We start from the raw sequence: 9,673 nt of genomic DNA, 5'->3' as shown, positions 1-9,673 counted from the left end.
GCGCCCGCTCGTCCGGGACCGCGGTCGCGGCCGGGTCGGCGGCGCGCAGCCGCGCCTCGGCGACGTCGTCGGCGCCTCCGTCGGCGCCTGCGCTCGGGCTGCGGTCGTTCTCGTCCACTGGGACCTCCTGGCTGGTGCGGCGGCCTCGCCGTCCGCGTGCGCTGGGACCGCCGCCCTCCGGGGCGCGGTCCCTCACCGTGCTTGTGTGGCGTCCAGGCCGGACCTTGCACCCGCCGCACCGTCGTCGGCCGGCCCGGCCGCTGCCTCGTCGCCCGCAGCCCAGGCCTCGCGCAGACGCGCCCGCGCCCGTGAGAGGGCGGCGTCCGCGCCGCCCCGGCTGATCCCGAGCACCGCCGCGAGCTGCCCGCCGTCGAGGCCCTCCCACGCGTGCAGCAGCAGGATCCGCCGGTCGCGTGGGCTCAGCACCGCGAGCACCCGCCGGACCTCGTCGTCCGTGACCGCGAGCCGGGCCGGGTCGGCGTCGTCGTCCGCCTCCTCGGGCACGTGCTCGACGGGGACCGGCCGCCCCTTGCGGCGGTGGTTCGCCAGCACGAACGCGGCGGTCCGGTAGAGCCACGGCAGCTCGGCGCCCTCGGGCACGTCGTCGCGGCGCCGCCACGCGGTCGCGAGCACCTCGGCCGTGAGGTCCTGCGCGTCGTCGGCGGGGGCACGGCGGACCATGTAGCGGTGCACGGCGGTCGAGTGCGCGCGGAAGAGCGCGTCGAACCAGGCGTCGTCGCGCACGGGTGCTCCATCCTGCTGCGTCACGGTGCCGGCACGTGCCGGTGGCGGCCGGCAGGCAGTACCTACCGGTGGCTCCCGGTACCTGCCGGTACCAGCACTGTGTCGTGACCTGCCCGGTCCTTGCACCAGGCGCGCGGGCGATCCGGCCGAGGTCACCCGCACGGCCGCCGGACGCTCGGCGCGCCGGTCCGCGCGTCCGGTCCTACCGTTCGGGGACGAGGCCCTGCACGGGCCACGACAGATCGGAGACCCCATGTCCCACGGGACGCACGACGACGCACCACGGACCGAGGCCCAGACGCGCGCGGACGAGCTGCGCTCGCTCGCCGGACCCGTCGAGAGCGGGGCCGAGTCCCCGTCGGGCGACGCGCCCGACGCGCGCACCGACCCGTCGATCGACGAGGTCCGCGAGGGCGGCGAGGGCGACCTGGGCGACGACGGCGACGCCTACGGGCTGCGGTCGATGCCGGCCCAGCCCAACCCGACCGCTGACGACCCTGCGAGCAACCTCAACATGTGAGGCGCCCCGGACGCGCGTCCCCCGGCCGCACGTCCCCCGGACGCACGAGAGCCCCGGTCCACAGGGGACCGGGGCTCTCGGGATGCTCTCTCAGGCGGTGCGGCCTCGTGCTACGAGGCGGCCCGCCGGGGGAAGCGTGTGTCCGCGAGGATCAGAGCGGGCGGATGTTGTCGGCCTGCGGGCCCTTGGGGCCCTGCTTGACCTCGAACTCGACCTTCTGGTTCTCCTCGAGCGAGCGGTAGCCGCTCGTCGCGATCGCGGAGTAGTGGGCGAAGACGTCGGCGCCGCCCTCGTCGGGGGCGATGAAGCCGAAGCCCTTCTCGGCGTTGAACCACTTCACGGTGCCAGTAGCCATGGCTGGTCTCCTTCAGGAGTCTGGGGACGGTCCCGCAACTGCGGGGCCGCATCGAGCGCGGTGTTCGTCGTCCGCTCCTGGTAAGGAAAATGCGCCTGGCCAGCAGGCCGGGCGCACTCGAGACGTGCAAGCACAGCAACTTCACGTGCAACGTTACGCCATCCGGGCGGATACCGCCAGGGGTGCCGGACGTCCGATCCGCGTGGGACCTCCCGGTGCGGCGTCCACGGTGGCGACCTACGCTTCGGCGGGTGAAGCCGTTCCTGCTGCTCAGCACTCGTGCCGACGACGCGGCGGCGGACGGCGAGCTCGAGGCGATCGCCCGGTTCGGCGGCCTCGACCCGGAGCGGGAGATCCGGCGCGTCCGGCTCGAGGCCGGCCCGCTCCCGCCCGTCGACCTCGACGACTGGTCGGGCGTCGTCGTCGGCGGCAGCCCGTTCAACGCGAGCGACCCGCCCGAGGAGAAGTCCGCCGTCCAGCACCGCGTCGAGGCGGAGCTGCACGGGCTGCTCGACGAGGTCGTCGCGCGCGACTTCCCCTTCCTCGGCGCCTGCTACGGCGTCGGCACGCTGGGCGTGCACCAGGGCGGCGTGATCGACCGGACGTACGGCGAGCCGGTGGGCAGCGTCACCGTCACGCTCACGGAGGCGGGCCGCGAGGACCCGGTCTTCGCGCACCTCCCGCCGACCTTCGACGCGTTCGTCGGGCACAAGGAGGCGGTCCGCGTGCCCCCGCCGGGCGCGGTCGTCCTCGCGAGCTCGCCGGGCTGCCCGGTCCAGGCGTTCCGCGTGCGCCGCAACCTCTACGCGACGCAGTTCCACCCCGAGCTCGACGTGCCGGGCCTCGTGGCCCGCGTCGAGGTCTACCGGCACGCCGGCTACTTCCCGCCCGAGGAGCTGGGCACCGTGATCGACCAGGTCACGGGCGCCGTCGTGGACGACCCGCCCAAGGTGCTCGCGGCGTTCGTCGAGCGCTACGCGCGCTGAGCCGACGCGCGGACGAGCGCCTCGACCCCGTCGAGGACGCGCTCGAGCCCGAAGGTGAAGGCGTGGTGCGGGTCGTACGCGGCCTGCAGCGCCTCGCCCGCGACCGGGCCGACCCGCGCGACCGTCGGGAAGCGCTCGGGGTCGAACACCTGCCCGACGTAGGGCGCCGTCGCCTCCCACCACTGGAGCTCGGTCACGCCTGTCAGCCGCTCCGCCTCCTCCTTCTCGATCAGCCCGACGACGGTGCCGCTGACGAAGCCGTTGACGAAGGTCACGACGGAGTCCATGGCGAGCTCGTCGAGGCCGATGCCGTCGACGGCCGAGAGCTCGCGCTCGTACTTGGCCATGATGCTCGGCCCCAGCGGCGGCCGGCCGGTCGCGATGCGCAGCACCCACGGGTGCCGCACGTGCACGTCCCACGCGTCGCGCGCCACGCGCTCGAGACGGTCGCGCCACCCCATCTCGGCCGGCCAGGGGCCTGATGCGGGCCCACCGGGCCCGTAGCTCTCGCCGAGCGCCGCGTCGACCATGAGGTCGACGAGCTCCCCCCTGCCGGGCACGTGCGTGTACAGCGACATGGGCGCGACGCCGAGGCGGTCCGCGACGCGCCGCATCGACAGGCCCGCGACCCCCTCGTCGTCGGCGAGCGCGACCGCCGCCGTGACGATGCGGTCGACGTCGAGGCCGGGCTTCGGGCCGGGGCGCGCCGGGGCGGGCGGCGGCGCCGACCTCTCGCGCCACAGCAGGGCCATGCTCCGCGCGGGGTCGCCCGCACCCGTCAGCTGCGTCATGCCGCCATCCTCGCCCTTGCTATCTCCGTACGGCGTACGTTAGCGTCGGCATGCAGATCCGTACACCGTACGGAATCGAGGAGGCGAGGACGTCATGGCAGCTCCACCCACTCCCCCCAGGGCCGCACCCGTCGGCCCGACCGCCCGCGACCAGACCGCGCGCGACCAGACCGCCGGCGGCGGCGCCGAGGCCGCGGTGCTCGTGCGCGGGCTCCGCAAGACGTTCGGCGGCCGCACGGTGCTCGACGGCGTCGACCTCGCCGCGCCGCCCGGCACGGTCCTGGCCCTCCTCGGCCCCAACGGGGCCGGGAAGACGACGACCGTCCGGATCGTCTCGACGCTCCTGCGGCCCGACGGCGGCGAGGTGCGCGTCGCGGGGCACGACGTCGTCCGCGAGCCGGACGCGGTGCGGCGCCGGATCGGCCTCGTCGGCCAGCACGCAGCGGTGGACGAGGTGCTCGGCGCCCGCCAGAACCTCGTGATGTTCGGCCGCCTCCACCACCTCGGGAAGGCCGAGGCGCGCCGCCGCGCGGACGCCATGCTCGAGCGGTTCGGCCTGACCGAGGCCGCCGACCGGCCCGTCCAGACCTTCTCGGGCGGCATGCGGCGCCGGCTCGACCTCGCCGCAGGTCTCCTCGTCTCCCCCGACGTGCTGCTGCTCGACGAGCCGACGACGGGGCTCGACCCGCAGGGACGCCTCGACGTGTGGGCGGCCGTGCGCGGGCTGGCGGGCCAGGGCGTGACGGTCGTGCTGACGACCCAGCACCTCGAGGAGGCCGACCGGCTCGCGGACCAGGTGTGCGTGCTCGACGGCGGCCGCGTCGTCGCGAGCGGCACGCCCGACGAGCTCAAGGCTGCGATCGGCGGCGACCGGATCGACGTCGTCGTCGCGGAGGACCGGCGCGGCGAGGCGGCACGCGTCGTCGCGGCGGCGACCGGCACCCCGGTCCAGCAGCCGGAGGACCGGCCGGGCCTGGTCACCGCGCCCGTCGCCGACCGGATGGCCGCGCTCACCGCGGTGGTCCGCGCGCTCGACGACGCCGGTCTGGCGGTGGTCGACGTCGGCCTGCGCCGGCCGACGCTCGACGAGGCCTACCTGCGGATCACCGGCCGACCGGCCGAGGCAGCCCAGCAGACGGAGGTGGCGGCATGACGACGACCGTGATCGACCCCGCGGACCAGCGCGCGCCGGCGCTCGGACGCCTCGGCTGGGCGCTCGCCGACGGCTGGACGATCGCCGTGCGGGACCTCCAGCACTGGCGGCGCCAACCGGGGCAGCTCGCCGTCGGGCTGCTGTTCCCCGTGCTCATGGTCGTGATGTTCGGCTACGTGCTCGGCGGCGGCATGGCGATCCCGGGCGGCGGCGACTACCTCGACTTCCTCATGCCGGGCATGTTCGCGCTGACCATGGTCTTCGGCCTCGAGGCGACGATGACCGCCGTCACGACCGATGCGTCGCGCGGCGTGACGGACCGGTTCCGGTCGCTGCCCATGGCGAGGTCGGGGGTGGTCCTCGGCCGCGCGGTCGCGGACATGCTCGGCTCGGTGCTCGGCCTCGCGGTCATGCTGCTGTGCGGGCTCGCCGTCGGGTGGCGCGCGCACGGGACGCTCGCGGAGGCGCTCGCGGCCGTGGCGCTGCTGCTCTGGCTGCGGTTCGCCTTCCTGTGGCTCGGCATCTTCATCGGCCTCGCGACCCGCGACCCCGGCGTCATCATGGCGGTGCAGATCCTCGTCTGGCCGTTCGCCTTCCTGTCCAACGCCTTCGTGCCGACGTCGACCATGCCGGGCTGGCTGGGTGCGGTCGCCGAGGTGAACCCCATGGCGGCGACCGTCGCCGCGACCCGGGACCTGTTCGGCAACCCGGGTGCGCAGGCGGACGGCTGGCTCGCGGAGCACGCGCTCCTCGTCGCCGTCGTCAGCCCGGCCGTGATGACCCTCGTCTTCGCGGCGCTCGCGGTCCGCCGCTGGCAGCGGCTCGAGCGGTAGGCACCGCGAGTCCGACGGCGGGCGGCGCTCAGCGCATCAGCAGGGGCGCGACGCCGAGCACCGTGTTGGTCCGCGGGCGCACCTGGTCCGGGTCGAGGTGCACGTAGGTCACGAGCGGCGCTCCCCCGTCGCTGTCCCGGCCCGGGACGGCGCCCGGCGGGAGCGTCGCCTCGTCGACCAGCACGCGGTAGCTGCCGGGGCGCAGGCCGGTCGCCTGCCAACGGCCGGCGGCGTCGGTGACCACCCGGGTCGTGATGTCGTCCGGGCCGCCGGGTCGACGGTCGCGGCCGAGGAACGTCACGTCGAGCGCGACACCCTCGACGTACGCGACGACGTCGCCGTCGGGCGCCTCGACGCGGACCCGGCCGCCGAGCACGCCGCCGGGCGCGCGCACCACCACGTCCGCGACGCCGCCCTCGGTGGTGCCCGCCTCGAACGTGCCGAGGTCCGCGATCGACGTCGGCGCGGCGACCCGGTCCGTCGCGTTCCACGCGAGCCGCGACGTGATGCGCAGGACCTCGCCCGGCGTGACGGCGAGCTCGCCGACGGCGCGGACCCGCAGCCGCACGCTGATCTCGGCCGCGGGGTCGAACTCCTCGGGGACGGCCTCGTCGAAGAACCACGCGAACGTGCTGCCGTCGCGCAGCGCGACGGGCTCGCCGACCGGGCACCAGAAGCTCTCCCCGACCGTGCAGCCTGTGAAGACCGTGTCGACGTACGCCAGGCCCTCGGGCAGCGTCGCCAGGAGGGTGACGTCCGAGGCGCCGTCGTACGGCACGGTCGCGCTGAGCTCGACGGTCACGACGTCGCCCACCGTCACCGGTGAGCCCTCGACGGCCGTCGTCAGGAGCCCCACCGGACCTGCGAACCGGAGCACGTTCGAGCCCACGTACCGCGCCTCGGCACCCGGGGACGCCCCGGTGCGCTCCCCCGGGACGTCGCCGGGCAGAGAGCTGCCCGACGCGGTCCCGACGATCGTGAACGCGGTGTCCGGCGGCAGGGGGTCGACCACCTGGACCTGGAAGAAGTTCTCGTCGAAGCCGCCCGGGCTCAGCCTCACGGTGGGCCAGGTGATCGTCCGGGACTCGAGGTCCCAGACGCCGACGCCCCCATATCCGACGGCGCCCCCGTCCGCAGCGAGCTCACCCTCGGGGTCGGCGGGGTGGTAGGCCGTCGCGAGGACCGTGGTGATCTCGACGTCGTGCGCGGTGGCCGCTCCAGCGGCGTTGAAGGCGCGGGTCGAGAGCACGATCGTGTCGCCCGGGCCTGCGCTGTACGCGCCGTTGTTGTGCGCGGTGAGGCCGGTGACATCCGGCTCGACGAGCTGCATGCCGGCACTCACCGCATCGGTCGTCGCGGTGCCGCCCTGCGGGACGAGCTCGAGCGAGGCGACGAGCGGGCCGCCGTCGACGCCGCCGACCGTGACGTCCGGCCGGTCGACGAACCGGGCCTGCGCGGTGAGCTCCAGCGGGCCGATGCCCAGGACGTCCTCGGCGACGACCCGCAGGTGCGTCCCGTCGAGCTGGTACCCGGCACCGGTGACGAGGTACTCGCCCTCGAGCGTCGGTTCAGGCTTGCCGACGAACTCCATCCCGGGCGGCAGCTCGAGCTCGAACGTCGCGGAGTCGTACCACTGGCCCTCCGGGAGGTCCTGGTGGAGCACCCACGTGACGACCTCGCCGATGGTCGCCTGGTTCCTCCCGTTCCCGGCCTCCACGAGCGACGACGTCGTGAGCTCGAGGTCCCCGGGAGCGGCAGCCGCCTCAGCGTCCGCCTTCGGGGCCGGCTCGACCGCCGCACCGGCGTCGGAGCCGGCCGTCGGCTCGGCGCTCGGCGTCGGCTCCGCGCTCGGCGTCAGCTCCGCGCTCGGCGTGGGCTCGGCGCTCGGCGTGGGCTCGGCGCTCGGCTCGACGGCCGACGCGGGGGCGAGCACCCCGACGAGGGACATCCCCACGGCGAGTGCGAGGCCGACCGGGCGGAGCAGCACGTGGCGGACGGTGGCCATCGCGGCACCTCGGTTCGTCGATCCCCCTACGCCACGTCCGCGACGGCGGCAGGCGCCTTGGGCACTTCCTACACCCGGCGGCCGGGCGGCCGTAAGGGTTGGGCGGACCACTGCGTCCGCCGCCGGCCGCAGCGGCCCGGCGGTCCGGTCCGGCCGGACCGCCGCGGTCCGGCGCTCAGCCGCCGAAGGCCGCCCGGACGTGCTTCAGCGCGGCGTCGACGTCGACCTCGAGCTCACGCAGGCGGCGCACGTACTGCTGCGCGGCGACGGCCGCCTCGCGCTCGCGGTCGACCCCGCGCACGGCCACGAAGGTGCCGTGACGGCCACGCGTGACGACGACGCCGGACTGCTCGAGCTCCCGGTACGCCCGCGCCACGGTGTTGGCGGCCAGGCCGAGGTCGTCCGCGAGGCGGCGGACGGTGGGCAGGCGGGTGCCGGGCGCGAGGCCCCCGGCGTCGACGAGCCCTTGCACCTGAGCCCGGACCTGCTCGTACGGCGGGACGTGGGATGCCGGGTCCACCGCGAGGATCACCGCGCACCGCCGATCGCGACCTCGGCCGCACCCGGCGTGCCGACCGACCACAGCCGGCGCCGGAAGTGCTTCTCGGGCTGCACCGCGAGGCTCGCGATGCCGACGCCGACGAGCACGAGCAGCAGCACGAGGAACGCGCCGGTGATCACGCCGACCCCGGGGTTGGCGGGCCACCCGCCCTCGAGCCCGTCGCCGACGACGCCGAGCAGGACGAACGGCGCGAAGGCGCTCGCGCAGATCGCCACGGTGACGCTGTCGCGCAGGGTGCCGGCCCGCAGGGCGTCGTCCCACGCGAGCGCGAGCGGCGACGCCGCGACCTGACGGCGACCGATCAGCCAGCGGGCGGCGAGCTCGTCGGCGAGCACGGCGAGGGCCGGGCCGACGATCGTGACGGCGACCAGCGCCCCGGGCAGGTCGCCCAGCTCGACGAGGCCGGTGCCGTCGAGCACCACGAGGCCGAGCGCCACGAGCGCGGAGAGGACGGCCATCGCCCGCGCCCCCCACCGCTCGACCCGCGGCACGTAGTCGGCGTGGCTCGGCACCGTGGCCCGGGCCACGCGCGGACCGGCCGCCAGCGGGCGGCTCGACTCGTACCAGGCGACGCCCGCCGAGCCGAGCGCGGTCCCGAGGAAGAAGGCGAGGAAGGACAGCCAGGTCGGCGACCAGCCGAAGTCCTCGACGCCGGAGCGGCCGAGGACCACCGCGGTCAGGACGCCGAGGGCCGCACCGGCCAGCACGCCGGCGCACGTGCGCCGGGCCAGCCGGGTCGCGACCGCGTCCTCGTCGGCCGGCTCGAGGCGCAGGTCGATCCGGCGTGCGTGGGCGTGGGCCGCGGACCGCCGGAGGGCGGGTGTCGCGCGCCGTGCGAGCACGCCGGCCGCGACGAGGACGATGAACGCCACGACGAAGGGCTGTTCCATGCGAGGCTCCTGCTCCGGCGGGGCGGGCCCGCCATCTTTGTACCGAGAACTGTCTCAACGTATCAGTACAGTCCTGATACAGACAACGCAGCCCCGGAATGCCCTCGACCCGCGGGCCGTTGCGCGGGAGCCTGACCCCGAACCCACCCGGAGAGGACGATGTCGAGTCACGCCGCACCCGCCGACGACGCCGCCGCCGCGGGACCCAGCCCCCGGACCGGCCGGGCCGCGACCCCGGTCCTCACGGCCGGCCCCTTCGACGAGGCGACGTCCCCCTGGGCGCGCGGCCTCCGCACGATCACCGTGGCGATGCTGCTCCTCGTCGCGCTCAACGCCTTCGAGGCGCTCGCGGTCACGACGACGATGCCGACCGTCGTGGCCGCCCTCGGCGGCCTCGAGCTCTACGCCATGGCGTTCGCCGCACCCGTCGCGTCGTCGGTCGTGGGCATGGTCCTCTCGGGCACGTGGAGCGACCGGGGCGGCCCCGGGCGCGCCTTGCTCACCGGCGTCGGCCTGTTCGTCGCGGGCCTGGTGCTGGCCGGCACCGCACAGGCCATGCCGACCGTCGTCGCGGGACGCGTCGTGCAGGGGCTCGGCGGCGGCATGCTCAGCGTGGCGCTGTACGTGCTCGTCGCCCGGGTCTACCCCGACCGGCTCCAGCCCCGGGTCTTCGCCGCGTTCGCCGCGGCCTGGGTGCTGCCGTCCGTCGTGGGCCCCGCGCTCGCCGGCCTCGTCTCCGACACCGTGGGCTGGCGGTGGGTCTTCCTCGGCGTCCCGCTGCTCGCGGTGCCGGCGCTGGTCGCGCTGCGGCCCGCGCTGGCCGCCGCCGCGCGT

At 75.6% G+C, this 9,673-nt stretch carries 11 protein-coding genes; 5 read left to right on the top strand and 6 right to left on the bottom strand.

Going from position 1 to position 9,673, the window contains the following annotated elements:
- Positions 1-192: 192 nt before the first annotated feature.
- Positions 193-744, bottom strand: coding sequence for an RNA polymerase sigma factor (locus ICW40_RS06105; protein WP_308121656.1), 552 nt, complete (start codon positions 742-744; stop codon positions 193-195).
- 253 nt (positions 745-997) lie between these two features.
- On the opposite strand from ICW40_RS06105, the gene ICW40_RS06100 reads away from it, so the two are divergent.
- Positions 998-1,264, top strand: coding sequence for a hypothetical protein (locus ICW40_RS06100; RefSeq protein WP_221652944.1), 267 nt, complete (start codon positions 998-1,000; stop codon positions 1,262-1,264).
- Positions 1,265-1,415: 151 nt separating this feature from the next.
- Here the strand turns inward: ICW40_RS06100 and ICW40_RS06095 are convergent, their stop codons facing one another.
- On the bottom strand, positions 1,416-1,619 hold the full coding sequence (locus ICW40_RS06095) for a cold-shock protein (protein WP_182112993.1): 204 nt from the start codon (positions 1,617-1,619) through the stop codon (positions 1,416-1,418).
- 251 nt (positions 1,620-1,870) lie between these two features.
- Here ICW40_RS06095 and ICW40_RS06090 point away from each other — a divergent pair, with 251 nt between their 5' ends.
- On the top strand, positions 1,871-2,605 hold the full coding sequence (locus ICW40_RS06090) for a glutamine amidotransferase (protein ID WP_221652943.1): 735 nt from the start codon (positions 1,871-1,873) through the stop codon (positions 2,603-2,605).
- Here the strand turns inward: ICW40_RS06090 and ICW40_RS06085 are convergent.
- Positions 2,593-3,396 carry a TetR/AcrR family transcriptional regulator gene (locus tag ICW40_RS06085; RefSeq protein WP_221652942.1) on the bottom strand — a complete coding sequence of 268 codons (804 nt, stop codon included), beginning with the start codon at positions 3,394-3,396 and terminating at the stop codon, positions 2,593-2,595. The two genes, ICW40_RS06090 and ICW40_RS06085, sit on opposite strands and share 13 nt — an antisense overlap.
- A 94-nt stretch (positions 3,397-3,490) precedes the next feature.
- On the opposite strand from ICW40_RS06085, the gene ICW40_RS06080 reads away from it, so the two are divergent.
- On the top strand, positions 3,491-4,549 hold the full coding sequence (locus ICW40_RS06080) for an ATP-binding cassette domain-containing protein (RefSeq protein ID WP_221652941.1): 1,059 nt from the start codon (positions 3,491-3,493) through the stop codon (positions 4,547-4,549).
- Positions 4,546-5,382, top strand: a complete 837-nt coding sequence (locus ICW40_RS06075) for an ABC transporter permease (RefSeq protein WP_221652940.1) — start codon at positions 4,546-4,548, stop codon at positions 5,380-5,382. Before ICW40_RS06080 ends, ICW40_RS06075 begins: the two co-directional genes overlap by 4 nt.
- Positions 5,383-5,410: 28 nt before the next feature.
- Here ICW40_RS06075 and ICW40_RS06070 read toward each other — a convergent pair whose 3' ends face one another.
- The 3 genes from ICW40_RS06070 to ICW40_RS06060 form a co-directional block, all read right to left on the bottom strand.
- Entirely contained in the window at positions 5,411-7,387 is a 1,977-nt protein-coding gene (locus ICW40_RS06070; protein WP_221652939.1) for a hypothetical protein, read from the bottom strand.
- A gap of 175 nt (positions 7,388-7,562) precedes the next feature.
- Entirely contained in the window at positions 7,563-7,919 is a 357-nt protein-coding gene (locus ICW40_RS06065; RefSeq protein WP_308121655.1) for a GntR family transcriptional regulator, read from the bottom strand.
- Positions 7,916-8,839, bottom strand: coding sequence for a hypothetical protein (locus ICW40_RS06060; protein WP_221652938.1), 924 nt, complete (start codon positions 8,837-8,839; stop codon positions 7,916-7,918). Before ICW40_RS06060 ends, ICW40_RS06065 begins: the two co-directional genes overlap by 4 nt.
- Before the next feature lie 159 nt (positions 8,840-8,998).
- Between ICW40_RS06060 and ICW40_RS06055 the strand changes: the two genes are divergently transcribed.
- A partial coding sequence (locus ICW40_RS06055; RefSeq protein ID WP_221652937.1) for an MFS transporter occupies positions 8,999-9,673 on the top strand: 675 nt, incomplete at its 3' end.

Origin of the sequence: Actinotalea ferrariae, assembly GCF_019733465.1 — a bacterium.
Lineage (GTDB): Bacteria > Actinomycetota > Actinomycetes > Actinomycetales > Cellulomonadaceae > Actinotalea > Actinotalea ferrariae_A.
The sequence above is the reverse complement of the archived record's forward strand: the minus strand, read 5'-3'. Positions and strand labels throughout refer to the sequence as shown.